Source organism: Nostoc sp. FACHB-110 (assembly GCF_014697425.1).
In the GTDB taxonomy this organism is placed as follows: domain Bacteria; phylum Cyanobacteriota; class Cyanobacteriia; order Cyanobacteriales; family Nostocaceae; genus Nostoc_B.
Genome location: NZ_JACJRU010000001.1, coordinates 514,641 through 531,360 on the forward strand (window position 1 = coordinate 514,641; position 16,720 = coordinate 531,360).

The window sequence follows — 16,720 nt, forward strand, 5'->3', positions numbered from 1 at the left end:
CGCAGAGGTACGCAGAAATTTGTACTTCAGCAGACTAGGAAACGCTATATATCTCCAGAACCCTTACACCCTTTCCCAAAACTTTAATTTTATTTTTCGTTCTCTTGCGTAAGTTATGAAAAACTCGACAATAGTAGATACTCATATTATGATTGGGTAATCAGCTTGATGTTTGTCAAATCAAAGCGGGGTCAAAAACCCTGGGGGATTTGCCAAAATCGCCAGAACCTTGACAATGTAATAATTACAGCATTTCATTAGGTTGGAAAGTTGAGAATTAGTCGCAATAATCGCGGCTGAAATCGACCTTTTTTTGAGGTTCGTCAAAATGCTTTCCAGGAAGCTGTCTCTGTAACAGTTTCAGCACCGAGCAGTTTCTAAACTAACTTTCCCCGCAAGGGGACTGAAACAAATGAAAGTAAGCCCAACCAGTAAGCTCTTTAATGTTTCTAAACTAACTTTCCCCGCAAGGGGACTGAAACGAGTTATACAACAATTTAAGAAGTTACCAACGGCAAGGTTTCTAAACTAACTTTCCCCGCAAGGGGACTGAAACCTTGAAGCTTTCTTAGGTAAAAGACCAGACGGTTTTGTTTGTGTTTCTAAACTAACTTTCCCCGCAAGGGGACTGAAACGCAATAGCCCCTTTTGTATCTCGCTCAATTCGTAAGGTTTCTAAACTAACTTTCCCCGCAAGGGGACTGAAACATCACCTAGCCTTACTATAATTATTGTGGTATGTTTCTAAACTAACTTTCCCCGCAAGGGGACTGAAACATGCTGATATGGATGAGGCTTTGGAGTCGATGCTTTTCAGTTTCTAAACTAACTTTCCCCGCAAGGGGACTGAAACAAAACATTCAAAGACGCCAACCCACCAAAAGATCAAAGTTTCTAAACTAACTTTCCCCGCAAGGGGACTGAAACTATATAACCAGTTTCCTCTTTTACGTAGTCAACTGAGTTTCTAAACTAACTTTCCCCGCAAGGGGACTGAAACTATACTTTGCAAGTTCACCACTTATATTTTGAATACGTTTCTAAACTAACTTTCCCCGCAAGGGGACTGAAACTCAATTGACGCATATTGCAACGATTACAACAATACGTTTCTAAACTAACTTTCCCCGCAAGGGGACTGAAACAAAACAAAGTCCGGCTCAATGCTTTGAATAGGCAAAAGTTTCTAAACTAACTTTCCCCGCAAGGGGACTGAAACTAGTCTATCCCGAGACTCTGTGCTGCTGCTAGTGTGTGTTTCTAAACTAACTTTCCCCGCAAGGGGACTGAAACTACGAGAACGCGTTATTTATCATTGGTGGAAGGCATAGGGTTTCTAAACTAACTTTCCCCGCAAGGGGACTGAAACTCTCTACAACATCACCTACAAGCCGCAATTCCAACGTTTCTAAACTAACTTTCCCCGCAAGGGGACTGAAACGTAAACAGTACTCGGTTGACCTCCTGCGACTAACGGTTTCTAAACTAACTTTCCCCGCAAGGGGACTGAAACAACGTGAAGTCAAACGGTGTTGGGCGTTAATACTCCAGTTTCTAAACTAACTTTCCCCGCAAGGGGACTGAAACTTTGAACTCATTGCGATCGCTGCAATCATCTACGGAGTTTCTAAACTAACTTTCCCCGCAAGGGGACTGAAACGATTAAACAATAGTTTAGGATTGCCTTCTAAGATTTCGCGTTTCTAAACTAACTTTCCCCGCAAGGGGACTGAAACACATATTATATGACATCCCGAATGACACAAAATTCAAGTTTCTAAACTAACTTTCCCCGCAAGGGGACTGAAACACGCCTAGATCCTTAGCTTGTTCAGCACTTATTTTGAGTTTCTAAACTAACTTTCCCCGCAAGGGGACTGAAACTTGGAGACGTATCCTGCTATGAATTCACTGAAGGTGGTTTCTAAACTAACTTTCCCCGCAAGGGGACTGAAACTTCCCTTGATGCCGTGGGAAGATGTGGTGGAAATATATGTTTCTAAACTAACTTTCCCCGCAAGGGGACTGAAACTCAGTTGCATCTCGCCCCTAGTGGCGAAGCGGACAGTTTCTAAACTAACTTTCCCCGCAAGGGGACTGAAACATATTCACACCTAACAAACGGGTACTCGCTCGACGAGTTTCTAAACTAACTTTCCCCGCAAGGGGACTGAAACGTGTTAACCTGTGCGGCAAGACCAGTGTTAGTACCAGGTTTCTAAACCAACTTTCCCCGCAAGGGGATTACACATTTTTAACTTTCATTACAAAGTTCTTGAATCACTCTGGAAAACTCCTGGGTCAAAAAGTCGGAACCATTTGCACTATAAACTTGCTGTAACTGCTGGTAAAACCATAAACTGCCTTCTTTGCCAGTTTTGAACTGTTGCCAAATACTATTGCCATGTTGCCGCAAGTCTGCTAGCAAAGACCTGGCATTGTGGAGCTTATCTGCTAAAGATACCCGCCGGACTGAGGGTGAAGCATGACGCAGGTTTTCTAAATACTTTTGCTTGCGTTCTTGCCAAGGTGGTTTCGGGTATATGTCAGATTCTGTGCAGCCATCAACTATTGCAACGACTGTCTCACCGAAACGCTGGCGTATTTCTTCACGGGTAGATTTGCCGCCTTGGTCTTCTATGGCATCATGTAGTAAGGCTGCGATCGCTTCTTCTTCGGTTCCACCTGCTTCTAGTACAAGTGCAGCTACACTCAGCAAGTGAGCGATGTAAGGAACGCCGCTAATTTTGCGTGTTTGGTTGGCATGAAGACGAGTTGCATAGACTAATGCTTCTTCAAATTTTGCGGTTAACTGTAATGTATTCATAAAAAAATCAATGTTGATGGTAAAGCTGAAATTCTGTGGCGACATCGGCGGCAATACTTTGTCTTAACTCGTAAGGAAAGATAACTTCGCATTTCGGCCGCCATGCACGCAGGCGCATGATGACATTGTTATCTCTAGATTGCTCGTTTTGATAACGAATAAATACTTGATAATAAGCATCTTTGTCTGAGCGATTATTGAGAATTTTGAGTAAAGTCTGTTGTTCTGGTTGGGGTATTTTTTGCTTGATTAATTTTTGTGCTTGCTGGTAAGAAATTTCTGCAAAAGTTTCATGGCGTTCAGTACCTTTAACATAGCGATCGCCAAATTCTCTATCAAACCGCAACAACGTTAATTGTGCAGGTAAATAAAAATCAAATCCCCAAGCTTTAGACATCTCTAAGGCAATATAATCTGGGCTGGGTAAGGTATGTCTTTGATAGTGCTGACGTAAATTTAAGGGTAGTTCAGCAACATCCCAGCTTAAAGGAATCATCTTTTGAATGCGGTCAAGACGGAAGTTATACCATTGGCTTTGTTTATCTGGGCTTTCACCATAAGCACACAAATAAACTGCCCTTTGTACATAGTAAATACAGACTGGATAAACTATGCAATCAAGCTTATTTCCTACTTTGGCACTGGCGTAAGTTAGTTTAATTGGTGGGACTGGAATTTTTGTCCAAAGTTCTCTTAACTGATACTGCCAATCATCAACAGCATCTAAAGTACTACGAGGTACAACATAATCTACTTTCAAAAAAAAGCGTTGTACTCCGTTAATTTTTTGAAAGTGATTTTGGGCAAATCCCAACAAATCATCGTGTAAAAAATTCAATTGATAAACACTCAGTTGGTTAGATTCAGCTTCGTTTTTTGGCGTAACTGGACGTTGGGGAAACTCACTGACACGGTAATATTTTTCGTTTTGATAAACCAGCCAATTTAAATTGACTAAAGTTTTTAAATCATCCAGCAAAGAACGGCGAGTTATGCCAAACAATCTTTGCATTAATACTTCGTTCAACTTTGATTGTGATATACCAGTGTGAGCTATCAACGATTCTTGCCATTGGTGAGCAACCACGCCTGTTTTTTCGTTAAATAACCACTGCTGGGTTGTTTTAGCACAAGGACAATCAGGATCATGTAAGCTGGGAATTTCTTCGCCTTTGGTATGAGAAGAACTAAAAAATGCGTCTCGCCATTCGGCATAAGTAAAAGGATCATTTAAAGCTAAACGTTCATCACACTCACCATTAAGCGATGCTCCTTCAAAACCGTATAACGAACGCAACCATACCCACAATCGAATTGTCCGCAACAGTTTTTGCTTGAGCGAACCGCGGGCTAACCATTGCAGTAATTCAACTTGAGGAACTTCTTGAAAGACGAGTTCAGACACTATAGGGTTTTTCAACATATAACTTTCTTTAAGATACAGCCTATTGGAAGACATCTTTTCCAATGACGTGTATGATGTACCCAGCAAATCAAGGTAATGGTCATGTCTACTTACAAAATTGAAATTAAAGACAACCTATTACGAGTTAATTTTGGCGAACCAGCCCAAAATGATCAGATTGTACGTGATGCAGCTGCCAGATTAGAAGAAATGGCAGCATCAGGAGAATTAGCCGGAGGACAGTTACTCAAAATTAACGGGCCGATTTCTATCCCTGTAGCATTTGTTTTAGCACACAAGCTGGCTCATATATATGGCGCAGTTGCTTTTTATGATCCTAAGTTAGGTAAATATGTGATTTCTATCACACACAATCCTAGTTATAAACTAGGAGACTTAATTGATTGATATTTGAGTAAGGTAAAAGTAAAAAGGCAAAAGAATAAATACTTGAAAAGAATATTAACAGAAGATTTTCTTTTGACTTTTTAAATGGAGGGGTTTTATCTCAAATCTGCAATCATGTGTACCTACCAGATAAAGTTACAGGGTGATATCCTCAAAGTAGGATTTGGCAATACGCAAGCTACAGGCGATCGCATAGTCCGTGATGTAGCAGCAAAATTAGATGAGATGATCACTACAGGGGAATTAGCCGGTGGTACTCTCATCAAAATTAACGGACGCATTTCAGTATTAGTTAGTCAGGTATTAGCCGATAAGTTAGGAAAATTGTATGATGCGATCGCTATCTTTGATCCTAAAATTGGAGAGAAAGGGCTTGATAGATATGTAGTCACCATTAGCAGACATCCAGATTATAGAGTAGGGGATACTTTAGATGTAGTGCGATCTCCTCAACCAGCATCAAACATCAAAGTCGTACTCTGCGGTTTTGCCAATACTGGAAAGACTTGCTTTCGAGATGGATTAAAACAAGCACTATTGCAGATTCCCAACACACCAGAATCATACTTTATTTCCGGCTGTCCCGATGGCGATGGTTCATGGTACAGCGAAACCGCCAGACGTGATCCTGATTTAGCCGCCGAATTAAAAACACAATACAAAGCAGGATTTACACCAGAGTTCGCCAAACTGAAAGCGCAGGAAGTCCGAGGTGTGAATACTCCTATATTCGTTTTTGATATTGGCGGAAGAATCTCCGACGAGAACCGCTTGATTATGCAAGAAGCTACTCATGGGGTGATTTTAGTCAAAGATGAGTCTGAAATTGCGCCTTGGGTAAAGTTTTGTGACGAGTTGGGGTTAGAAGTTATGGCGATAATTTTCAGCGACTTTTTCGGGAATACTGATGTGGTTGAGTCAGAAACGCCAATTGTACGCGGTAGTGTTCATAGATTACAGCGAGGTGAAGATGTATCGCAGCGCCCAATTATCCAAGCTTTGGCATGGTTGTTGGTGGGGTTGAGTAAAGGGAAGTAATTGCAGGAGTACCTACAGATGGAAAAACTAGAGATGCAGAATAACAATTCTATAACAACTGCGATCGCGTCTAGCATTGGTGTAGCGATCGCTTGGTGTTTGGCTTGGGGTAATGGACGCGAACCTAATGATTTAATCACACAAACTCGTCAAGCTTTAAACCAGAGGAAAGAATTACCAGAGAAATTTCAAGAGTTGATGAGACAGGTACAGAAATTACAGCAGGAACAATTTCCTGATTCTCTGGAAAAATTAAAAGCATTACCAGCGAAATATCCAGAGTATTGGAATGCTGAAGTTGGTTTAGTTTATGGTGGTGCGACAAAAATTAAGCAATATGTATTTGAAGCTGCAAAACTTCCAGATATTCGCGGTGCGTCTGCACTACTAGATAGAATTAACTTAGTTGATTTACCTGCGTTTTTTCACTGCGAAACTCATGATGAATATGAACAGTGTCAACGTGCTAGAGAATATTGTGAGAAAGTTAGAGCTGAATGGTTAGATAAGAATGAGAATTTTCCTGGACTTTCACAAGCACTGATTCCAGAATTAATTATCTATTCTACAGGTGGAAATATCTTGGCGTTTTGTCCGGCTGCTTATGTTGATGATTTGGCAAACGCTATTGAAAAACGCTACACTGAAGAAACTTTAACAGCTAACTCTTGTGCAGTTGGGGAAAAATTTAAACTTTTAGAAATTAAATTTGGGCTATTGCCAAATGTAATTAATAATGATACTTTCTGGATAGAGAAATGTGTTAGTAATTGGGAACATGAATTAGTCAAAGCTTACTTTGAAGATTCTGAAACATCATCAAAAGAACAAGCTTTTAAACAACGTAAAACATTTAATGAATTAGCTGGTAAATTAGCATCATTATTTAATCAACGGCGGAATGGTAATAATATAGCTAATCGTCCTAGTCGGCGTTATCCAGCAATGTTTGAAACCCATCCTTATATAGTACGAGATGAAGGCGATCGCCGTTCGGCTGTTATCCAAGCTGAAGAACTTCCCAATAAGCCTTGGTTCTCCGAAGCTTCCGCACGTAAACGCTTAGTTGGACAGATATCTAAACGAGATAATAGTTCTACGGAATGGTATAAAAAATCAGGTTTTATATGGCAATCTGAATACAATGCTATAGAAAGTTGGGTGAATAAATTTGAAGATTTCCTGTACGAAACACCACATAAATATTATGGTAAAGTGCGTTCAGAAAATATTCACCCTAGCCGAGTTAAAGAAGCACTTTCTGTTAGAGAAATTGGTGATGCTAGTCAACCTAAAGGTTTTGTCGCCTATATTTACGCAGATGGTAACAATATGGGAGGTTATATTCAGAGAAAAATTAAGACACCAGAAGATTACCAAAATTTTAGTAGAGATATTTTCAAAGCTACAGAAGAATCTGTATATACAGCCTTAACAGAACATCTCGAACCCCATAAATTAAATCCAAACTTACAAGCCGAAAGAAAAAGTACAAAGGACGCTTGGATTCATCCCTTTGAAATTTTAACAATTGGTGGTGATGATGTGATGCTGATTGTTCCAGCCGATAAAGCATTAGCTATTGCTAAAACCATTGGCGAAGAATTTGAAAAAATACTTTTAGCAAAGAATATTAGTTATAAAGAAGAGAAAACCTATAATCCTCAATCTGTACATCGCTATCATGGTGAAAAACAGATTGTTAGCAATAATCAATGCAAACTAAGTATGTCAACTGGTGTATTAATTACGGCGGAAGATACACCGATATACTATGCACAAAAGCTAACTGAACAACTATTAAAGTCTGCTAAAAAACAAGCCAAAGAATTGAAAAAGCATGGATATTATGGTGGAACAGTAGACTTTCTAGTAATGAAGTCTGTAACAATGATTTCATCTAATATTAGTGATTTTCGTACAAACGGATTAACTAAAACTGGAAATCTTCAGCAAAAACTAAAGTTATACGCTGCACCCTATACACTACAAGAACTTGGCGGATTATTAGCAACGGCTAAGGCTTTGAAAGACGCTGAATTTCCCAAATCGCAACTTTACCAAATTCGCAGTTTGCTAGAACGAGGAAAACAAACCGCAATACTCAATTATCTCTATTTCCGAGCGCGTTTGAGTAACAAAAAGGCTCAAGAATTATTAAAAACCCAATTTGAGAACGCATGGTGTAAACCTAAAAATCCAAGTAATACAGGAAACCTCGCACCTTGGATGTCATTAAAAGAAAAGAATGAAGATCCAGAGGATAAAGTCACCTATGAAACTATTTGGCGAGAGTTAGTAGATTTATATCCATTTATCGAAAAATCTAACACCAAGTCCAAATCAGAAGCGGGGGTATTGCAATCATGATTACTTTAAACAAGTTATCCCAAAATTCAATTAAAACTATTAACCTCACAGCCGTAATTGATACAGCCTTATGTGTGGGTGCTGGTGGTTCTGATGGTTCACTTGCAGATAAACCTATAGTCCGCAACGCTAAAGGACAATTAATCATTCCCGCTTCCCAACTCAAAGGAAGACTACGCCACGAATGTGAAAAAATAGCTAGGGGTTTAGGATGGCAAATATTTGATTCACCTAAAGCTGAAACCCTACGTCCAAAAGATGAAGAAGTAGACAGCAGATTTTTAGAAGAATATCAAGTAGAGGGTTACAAAGGTTATCACTGCTTAATTTCCCAGATATTTGGAAATCCTGTACTTCCATCTCGCATAGTTGTAGATGACTTGATTTGTCCCATAGAAAAAGATGATTTACCGGAAGTATTACGTCCTGGTGTGACTATTAACCGTCGTCGTCATACCGCCGAAGATAACAAACTCTACTTTCTCGAAACTTCCCCAGTTAATAACAAGCTGGAATTTATTGGACACATTCACTTATTACCAGATTGTCCCATCCAGACTAAACCCTTGGTTTTAGCAGGCTTGCGACATATTCACGCCCTGGGGGGAAGTAAATCTGCTGGCTTGGGTTGGTTGAGTTGGAAAGAATTGGAAACCTTACCACTAGATAATCAAGCTTGGGAAACGCTACTACCAAAAACACAGTCATGAAGCGGATTAAATTAAAGATTACAGCATTATCACCACTGGCGATCGCAGGTAAAAAACCTGGTTCTGTCAGTGTAGCCGAAGATCATATTCCTGGTTCTGTCATTCGGGGTGCGATCGCCTCTCAAATTTTACAAGTATCTGGCATTACCAACCAAGACCTAGCCACAGATGGCGGTGATTTCACAACACTATTTTTAGATGATGAACCTGCAATTTTTCAAAATGCTTATCCAGCAGTTGCTACAGTTGTAAAGAAATCATTCTTAATTAATAAGAAAAATCCTGATAAGGAAAAATATGACATCATCTCTCAAGTCGTGAATGATGATGTCATGGTTTTACCAGCTACAGCCGTCAGTTCTAAAAACGATTCAGGTTTTCAACCCAAAGGTAATGGAGTATTTGATACTTTAATTGATCGTTTTTGTGCAGATGCTTACAATTTTCCTTATGACCCTAGTGATCCTAAATCTATAAAAGATAAGACTGACGCAAGAGTTGAACCATACAGTGGGTTTTATAGTTGCAAGGATGGTAAATATCACAGTCATTCTGTTAGCACCCGCTTTTTAACACGCGTGGGAATTAACCGCCGTCGCGCCACATCAGAGGAAGAAATTCTCTATAGTATTGAAGTTTTAAATGAGTCATTTGTCCAAAATCCTCAAGAAAAAAATTGGCATACTGTAATTTACCGCAGCGCAATTTTAGTTAACAATGAAGACTTAGCTAAATCATTGGCAAAATTTATCAATGATAATAGCCTGATATTTCGCTTGGGTGGTGCGACTTCCAGAGGTTTAGGTAAAGTTAAAATTGAAGGAGAACTTGACAATAGTGTTCCAGATATTGACAAGAGAATTCATAAATTTAACCAACAATTAGAAAATCGTTGGAAACGGTGGGTAGTTTTCGGTAAACCAGACAATAACCTAATAGAAAATCGTAGTTATTTCACTATTGATTTACAATCTGATGCTATTCTGACAGAGAATTGGCGACACACTACAGTTATTTCAGAAAAGATGCTCAAGCAGTTTACAGGAATTAAAGATGATGATTCCCTAGAACTACATACAGCCTACAGTACCTATAACTATCGTTCTGGCTGGAATGCTGCTTGGGGTTTGATGAAAGATATAGAGTTAGTCACAACTAGAGGCGCGGTTTATTTATTTAGTGTTAATAAGGAAAAAGCAGAAGAATGGACTGATAAATTAAAGGAATTGGAACTAAAAGGAGTAGGCGATCGCACCTGTGAAGGCTTCGGACAAGTCCAAATTTGTAATGAATTTCATAGTGTATTTAGGGAGAATGCAAAATGAGTGATTTTTCAGAACAACAAAAACAATTGAAAATCCAAAAAGGAATCCGTCAAGCCGAAGATGATTTAGTTATTTGGGTTCAGCAAGCTTTAGATAACAAACAATCTTATGGTGATTTAGAAGAATCTCAATTTCGTAACTTAGTTCGCGTTTCAGACACAACAGATAGTGCAGAAGTTATTAAAAATTTCTTGCGTTATCAAGTAGGACGTGATAAGAAATGGGGTAAAGGTAAAGGTTCTTTAGCTGAGAAAATAGTTGAAGATATCGACAAAAATATAAAGAAATCTGCTGAAATAATTGCAGAATGCTGCCAAGCCGACTATAAACCCATTTGGTTAGAATTGATTCGCCGTTACTTAGGCTATGGCGCAAGGTATTTGAAATACAAGCGTGATGGTGCAGCTTAAAGTTTGATTTAGAATTAAAATAAGGAAAAGTATGCGTAGAGTTGTTGTTTCAACTATCGGAACTAGCCTATTAACTAATCAGATTAAACGTTCTGATGAGGCTGAAAAAGATTGGTATAATCAACTGAGAGATACAGCTAATTTTACACTAGAAAATACACCTCAAGACGTTATTTCAATAATTGAAACACTCAAAAATAGAGCAATTGAGAAACTTGAGAAAAGTTCAATTCCTCAGATTCGTTTAGCCAGCGCAGAACTAAATGGGATTCATGGATTGTATAACAATGAATTGCAGGAAGGAATACAAGATATTCATTGGCTAATTTCTACCGATACTGCACAAGGTAAAGCGACTGCGGAAATCGTGAAAGAATTTCTCAGAAAACAAGGATTATTTAACACTAGTATTTATACTCCTGATGGACTTTCAACAGCAACAACAACAACATTTTCAGAAGGAATAGATGATTTACTGGTGTGGTTGCGAAAAGAAATTATACCTTTAAAATATACCTACAGAATTTGTTTTAATCTGGTTGGAAGTTTCAAGAGTTTGCAAGGCTATCTAAATACAATTGGTATGTTCTATGCCCATGAGATAATTTATATATTTGAGGGCAAAGAATCCAATCTAATTACAATTCCTCGCCTACCGATTAAAGTAGATGAATCTCTGATTGAACCGTATACTGTTCAGTTGGCTTTAATGTCCGAAGGAATAGGACTTGATTCATCAGAAGTTCAAGGAATTCCTGAAGCTTTGATTGGTGAATTTAACGGCAAAAAAGTCTTGTCTACTTGGGGAGACTTAATATGGGATGAATCTAAAGATAACTTATTATCTGGTAATTTATTAGAATTCCCTAGACTTAAATACACAGAAACATTCCGAGCCGATTACAATAAAATTAAAGATAAGACAGAAAAAGTACAACTTCAGCAAGACCTAGCGAAAGTTTCAGGGTTGTTAAAAGAATCTCATGGAGATACAAGCGTACTTTTTCAACCAGTAGACTATACGCGCTATAAAAATTCAAATGAGATAGATCACTTCCGTGTCAATCGCAGTCTCAGAATTAGCTGCAAAGTGTTGGAAGGTGGTATTTTATCCCTACGATACTACGGAACTCATAACCATGTTGAAAGAAGCGAAGGACTTTAAAAATCATTCTTCTCTCTGCGCCTCTGCGTGACGGACACTTTGCTCAAGTCGGTAAAGCCGCCCACACAAGTGTCCTCCTCTGCGTGAGCAAATAATAAATTAATTCAGCAACACCAAATTTTATGTTTGACACCTTCAAAAATCGCCTAGAAATTACAGGCGTACTTACCACAATCACAGCCTTAAGAATTAGTGCAGGTCGTTCTAGTGAACCCATAGGCTCAGATTTACCCGTAATTAAAGACAGTTTGGGTAATCCATTAATACCAGGATCTAGCTTTAAAGGCGCAATGCGATCGCGCCTAGAAAGTTTCCTCCGTGGTATCAATCCTAATTTAGCTGCAAATCCAGCTATAGAAGCCGAATGGTCAATTACCAATGACCGCATGAATGGAGAAAATGGTATTAAGAAGGACGTTGAAAAAGAACTTGAAAAATATCCCCAAGCGGAACGAAGTGGAAAACGGGATCAGTTACTCACAGAGAAAATTATTAGTGAAACAGATATAACCTCTCTGCTATTTGGTTCACCTTGGATAGCAAGCAAATTCCAAGTCCGGGATTTAACCGTAGTCCCTGACACATGGTTTGGACAATATCAAGAAAGAGACGGTGTAGCCATCGACAGAGACACCGAAACCGCCGCAGACGGGAAACTCTACGACTTTCAAGTAGTTCCAGCAGGGACGCAGTTTCAATTTAAAGCGGTGGTAGAAAACGCCGAGGAGTATGAACTGGGACTGTTGATGATTGGGTTACACCAGTTTGAGACAGAACAAATACCACTGGGTGGAGGGCGATCGCGTGGCTTGGGTGTCGTTAAACTAGATATTGAGGAAATGCTGTGGTTTGACTATCCTGAAAATCAACCAGACTTGTTGCTAGATTATCTCAAAAAATTGGTGATGGGAGATAAGAGTGCTTACGAAGATGCACGAGAGTTTAAAGACCATTGGGTACAACAGTTAATTGACTATCTGAACAGTCAAGCAGCTAATAGAAATAATACTGAAGTTAGGAGTTAAATATGGCTTTTAGTAATTTCAAAACCATTGGTGAAGTTATCAAAGCATTTCAAGTAACCTATACTGAAGAAAATTTTATTGTTGAAGTTCAGTTCACTATTCCTGATTACTTCCGGGAAGACTTAGAATTTACGATGCGAGAAGGAGCAGTTGACTGTTCTGAATTTGCTATATGTGAAAATCTGATCGCTCCCATCCTAAAACAAGTTTGGAAGATATATAGCGGTAAGTTTATTTTGTGGAGTCATTATGCTCTCAACTATGATGAGAAACTATCAGGATTTCCTGAATATATTTTAGCTAAACGTTCTCCTTTAGGTAAAGTTGTCTTTGATAAACCATATTTTATCTTAGTTGAAGCTAAACAAGATAATTTTGAGAGTGGTTGGGCGCAATGTCTAGCAGAAATGATTGCGGCTCAAAGATTAAACGGAGAATATCAACTAGTAATTTACGGTATTGTTTCTAATGGTGCAACATGGCAGTTTGGTAAATTAGAAGGAGAAAAATTTACTAGAAATATCACACCTTACACTATATACGAACTAGATAAATTATTTTCTGCTGTTAATTTCATATTCCAACAGTGTGAAGTACAGCTAAATAATTTAGTAGCAGCTTAGTTTTTATTATCAAATAAATCCAGTCATGCACAAAAGATTTGTTAATCACTGCACAATCGATTTAACCATTATACCTGATGGGCCGATTTTAATTAAGTCAGGAAAAGAAGGAGCAGACCCCACAAAGCCTGATATGGAATTTGTCGAAACCTATCACGCTGGGGGACGTTCAATTTATTTACCAGGAAGCAGTTTAAAAGGAGCAATTCGCGCTCATGCAGAACGAATTGTTAGAACGATAGGAGGTGAACAACGTCCCAAATTAAATAGTCAAAAGATTTGGGCTAGTCACTTGTTGGATGAAACCAATCAAGATAACAATCCCAATTTCTATTTAACAAAATGGAAAAATGACGAAAAGAACAAGAAACCTGAAGATAAACATCCTCATCCAGGTGCTGTAATTTACAATCAATCCTGCTTTATCTCGCAAATATTTGGTAATACTTCCATTGCTAGTAGATTCAGAATTGAAGATGCTCACCCAGATAGCTCACAGCCTGTGAGAATTGAGGAACGTAATGGTGTAGCAATTGATAGAGTTTTTGGTTCTGTTGCAGTGGGGCCATTTAATTATCAAGTCTGCACGGCTGGAGAATTTAAAACTAAAATCCACCTCAAGAATTTTACCTTAGCGCAACTAGGTTTAATTGGTTTAGTCTTGCGAGATTTAAATGATGGTTGGTTTGGTTTAGGGTTTGCTAAATCTCGCGGATTGGGTACTGTGGAAGTGAAATTAAATCAAGCTGTTGTGCAGTATCCTGGTTGTATTTTATCAGAAGATAAACAAGAAATTCACGCTTTGGGTAGTGAGAGTAAATGGAGTAAGACTTTTCTTTTAGGTGTAGGGGAATTTTTACAAGCTGAAGACGTAAAATTATATGGTTTTGCTAAACAAGACCATCAAGATACACCAGTCGCCGCGCAAGCAATGGAATTAGGTTTTGGTGTCCAACTTGTTTGGCGAGAAGGAACAGTCAATGATTTATTTGAAAGATGTGTTAGGTCTTGGAGTCAGTTACTAGCAGGTGCTAAATGAGTAATTTTGTAGGGTTTAAAGAAGCTGTATCAGTCACTAAGTTGCTAGAATTAATTGATAAGTTTCCTACTAAATCTAGTTATTACTTCTTCCGTTGGACTCATGCAGTTAGCGGCATAAGAAAGGAACAGCCAAAGGAAACAGAGTTCCCTATGCTTGAGGGACAAATGTTTAGTCACGATTTTGAATTACGTTGGAAGTATAAGCAGCAAAATAATTATGAAGTGCTGTTATTAAGTATTAATGGCAATCATCCAGATTTTGAGTTATTGGGTGAAGATTGGTTAGTTCAAGAACACAATGCTTATATATATCCTGCCACAGAAACCAGATTTCCTAAAGGCTTCAAAACTCAAAATGTAGATGTAAAACAGCGATATTTTATTGATAAAAAAACTGCAACTGTGCATTTTGTTGCACTTACCACTAACAAATAAACATGAGTAGAACTCCTTACCAGCCGCCAAAAAAACCTAATTCAGCAGGTTCATCTAACCCAGAACTACCACCAAAGCCTTATGATTTCGTTTCTTTCCCGTCACAACGTCCTAACTCACAGCGTCCGGTGGGACATCATAAATATTTGAGCGATCGCCTACATGGTACACTCTACCTTACCCTGAAAGTGCAAACATCTCTGCACATATCAACCGGGATAGTTGCAATGGGTAGCGACATCGGGAGCAGGATTCCCCTAATTAAAACAATGGTGCAGGGTGTTGACCAAAAACTATCAATTCAAGGTAGTTCCCTCAAAGGCTGCATTCGGTCTGTATATGAAGCGATTACTAGAAGTTGTATCTGTAAGACTAAAGCAAACTATAGGCAAATTCCAGAAGGATATGGGAAAGAATGTAAAGTAGACATCCGAAAAGACACGAATAAAGTATGTGATGCTTGTCGTATATTTGGGGCATTAAATTTTCAAGGATTACTTGAATTTAATGATGCTGTCTGTTTGAAATCTGGTTTCTCAAATGGGTTTATGCCTTCTTTACATTCTCCCCGCCCTCACTGCAAGGCATATTATAAAGCTGGTAAAATAGCCGGACGTAAGTTTTATTATAATATGTCGAAATCTATTGACGAAGGAAAGGATAAAGGTATTTCTGTACAGCAAGCTGATAGAGAATATACTTTTACAACACAGTTACATTTCAAAAATTTACATTCAGAAGAATTAGGAATGTTGTTAATTGTTTTAGGACAAGATAAAGAAAATTGTCCTATTGCTTTAAAAGTAGGTGGAGGTAAACCTATAGGTATGGGAACAATGACAGTAAATATAGATAAAATTGAGACATTGCATAATTTAATATGCCGTTATTCGTTTTATGAACTCAGTAAAGATAATGAATTGATAGGAGAAAATTTAAAACAATTTATCAAAGAAAAAATTCAAGAAGCTATAAACTCAAATTTACTTCAAAAAGACCAATTAAAAGAATTAAAAGCCATCCTAAGCTATCCAAGTAACCACGAACCGCTATCACAATATTAGCTATGACAATAACTGAATCTGCTTCGGAAACTATTACAGATGCACAGTGGGAAATTGCCCATGCGATCGCTCTTACTTTAGTAAAAGATGATACTGATGTCAATGAAGTAGGCAAAGCCGTTGCTTATCTGCGTGGTTACATTCATCAACCAGATGCAACTTCCAGGTTTTTCAAATATCTCAAAACCTTGGTAAGCAACGGTAGACAAATAGGACACAGTAAAAAAACAACAGACTATTACATTAGTATCGATAAAGCCTGTAGTGATTATCTCAAAAGTATTAATGATGCTCACACCATCCTGCAAATTTTAGGCTGGGTATCTCGCCTCATGCGTTATTACAAAGATGCTGGCGTTCCCATTGGTGAAATTGCTACTCCCACCGCACCACCTCCAGAGTCAGCGCGTCAGGCGGAAATAGCCAAAGTTGCTAAATCTCAGGACTTTAAAGTTGACCAAATATTAGATGCAGTTGTTACGAAGATTAATGGTAACAAGGTCACTTATGAAATTTTGGGGACAATTAAGTTAACTGAGAAAGAACCGAAGAAAGCAGCTTCTCTCCACGAAGGACAGACGGTTCAGGTAAAAATTGTTTCTCTCAAAGATGATGGAAGCATGAAGAGCGTTAAGTGTATTTAGATTGTTATTAGCGTATAAAAACATGACAAAATTTGATGATATTGGCTGAAAAATACCGTATAATAAGCGTGTATTTTTAAAAGGGCATATTATGACTGAATCAAGGTCAAACCTCAAAACAGGAATGGATTCTTATTCTGCATTGACGCATTGTAACTCTTTCCAACAACAGTTTTATACTGTTGTTGAGTATCAAGTAACACTCAAAGTTGCTACTTGTTCTCCTGTTT

At 38.4% G+C, this 16,720-nt stretch carries 15 protein-coding genes and 1 CRISPR repeat array; of the genes, 13 read left to right on the forward strand and 2 right to left on the reverse strand.

The features are described from left to right. Positions 1-373: 373 nt before the first annotated feature. A CRISPR array of direct repeats spans positions 374-2,251; the repeat unit is 37 nt; unit sequence GTTTCTAAACTAACTTTCCCCGCAAGGGGACTGAAAC. A 3-nt stretch (positions 2,252-2,254) separates the two neighbouring features. Both H6G69_RS01920 and H6G69_RS01925 read right to left on the reverse strand, forming a co-directional pair. Continuing rightward, complete coding sequence (locus H6G69_RS01920; protein WP_190680973.1) at positions 2,255-2,827, reverse strand: HD domain-containing protein; 573 nt, start codon at positions 2,825-2,827, stop codon at positions 2,255-2,257. Positions 2,828-2,834: 7 nt separating this feature from the next. Further along, entirely contained in the window at positions 2,835-4,232 is a 1,398-nt protein-coding gene (locus H6G69_RS01925; RefSeq protein WP_190681203.1) for a TIGR03985 family CRISPR-associated protein, read from the reverse strand. 102 nt (positions 4,233-4,334) lie between these two features. Here H6G69_RS01925 and H6G69_RS01930 point away from each other — a divergent pair, with 102 nt between their 5' ends. The 13 genes from H6G69_RS01930 to H6G69_RS01990 all read left to right on the forward strand — a co-directional run bounded on the left by H6G69_RS01930 (position 4,335) and on the right by H6G69_RS01990 (position 16,490). Then, positions 4,335-4,640, forward strand: a complete 306-nt coding sequence (locus tag H6G69_RS01930; protein WP_190680975.1) for a CRISPR-associated protein Csx3 — start codon at positions 4,335-4,337, stop codon at positions 4,638-4,640. Between the two features lie 114 nt (positions 4,641-4,754). After that, a complete protein-coding gene (locus tag H6G69_RS01935) occupies positions 4,755-5,678 on the forward strand; it encodes a CRISPR-associated protein Csx3 (protein WP_190680978.1) in 924 nt (307 codons plus the stop codon). Between the two features lie 18 nt (positions 5,679-5,696). Continuing rightward, positions 5,697-8,048, forward strand: coding sequence for a type III-B CRISPR-associated protein Cas10/Cmr2 (cas10, locus tag H6G69_RS01940; RefSeq protein WP_397326865.1), 2,352 nt, complete (start codon positions 5,697-5,699; stop codon positions 8,046-8,048). Next, positions 8,045-8,758 carry an RAMP superfamily CRISPR-associated protein gene (locus H6G69_RS01945; RefSeq protein WP_190680980.1) on the forward strand — a complete coding sequence of 238 codons (714 nt, stop codon included), beginning with the start codon at positions 8,045-8,047 and terminating at the stop codon, positions 8,756-8,758. The genes cas10 and H6G69_RS01945 overlap by 4 nt, the downstream gene beginning before the upstream one ends. Then, entirely contained in the window at positions 8,755-10,083 is a 1,329-nt protein-coding gene (csx10, locus tag H6G69_RS01950) for a CRISPR-associated RAMP protein Csx10 (protein ID WP_190680981.1), read from the forward strand. The genes H6G69_RS01945 and csx10 overlap by 4 nt, the downstream gene beginning before the upstream one ends. Continuing rightward, positions 10,080-10,493, forward strand: coding sequence for a hypothetical protein (locus tag H6G69_RS01955; protein ID WP_190680984.1), 414 nt, complete (start codon positions 10,080-10,082; stop codon positions 10,491-10,493). The genes csx10 and H6G69_RS01955 overlap by 4 nt, the downstream gene beginning before the upstream one ends. A 31-nt stretch (positions 10,494-10,524) precedes the next feature. Next, positions 10,525-11,658 (forward strand): CRISPR-associated protein, encoded by a 1,134-nt coding sequence (locus H6G69_RS01960; RefSeq protein ID WP_190680986.1) that lies wholly within the window; start codon positions 10,525-10,527, stop codon positions 11,656-11,658. A 122-nt stretch (positions 11,659-11,780) separates the two neighbouring features. Beyond that, positions 11,781-12,683, forward strand: a complete 903-nt coding sequence (gene csx7, locus H6G69_RS01965; RefSeq protein ID WP_190680988.1) for a CRISPR-associated RAMP protein Csx7 — start codon at positions 11,781-11,783, stop codon at positions 12,681-12,683. A 2-nt stretch (positions 12,684-12,685) separates the two neighbouring features. Continuing rightward, on the forward strand, positions 12,686-13,306 hold the full coding sequence (locus H6G69_RS01970) for a hypothetical protein (protein WP_190680990.1): 621 nt from the start codon (positions 12,686-12,688) through the stop codon (positions 13,304-13,306). Positions 13,307-13,331: 25 nt separating this feature from the next. Next, the gene (locus H6G69_RS01975; protein ID WP_190680992.1) at positions 13,332-14,345 is read left to right on the forward strand and encodes an RAMP superfamily CRISPR-associated protein; all 1,014 of its coding nucleotides are present in this window, start codon (positions 13,332-13,334) and stop codon (positions 14,343-14,345) included. Then, positions 14,342-14,782, forward strand: coding sequence for a hypothetical protein (locus tag H6G69_RS01980; RefSeq protein ID WP_190680994.1), 441 nt, complete (start codon positions 14,342-14,344; stop codon positions 14,780-14,782). Before H6G69_RS01975 ends, H6G69_RS01980 begins: the two co-directional genes overlap by 4 nt. Before the next feature lie 2 nt (positions 14,783-14,784). After that, a complete protein-coding gene (locus H6G69_RS01985) occupies positions 14,785-15,846 on the forward strand; it encodes an RAMP superfamily CRISPR-associated protein (protein WP_190680996.1) in 1,062 nt (353 codons plus the stop codon). 2 nt (positions 15,847-15,848) lie between these two features. Then, entirely contained in the window at positions 15,849-16,490 is a 642-nt protein-coding gene (locus H6G69_RS01990; RefSeq protein ID WP_190680998.1) for a hypothetical protein, read from the forward strand. The last annotated feature ends 230 nt before the right edge of the window (positions 16,491-16,720 follow it).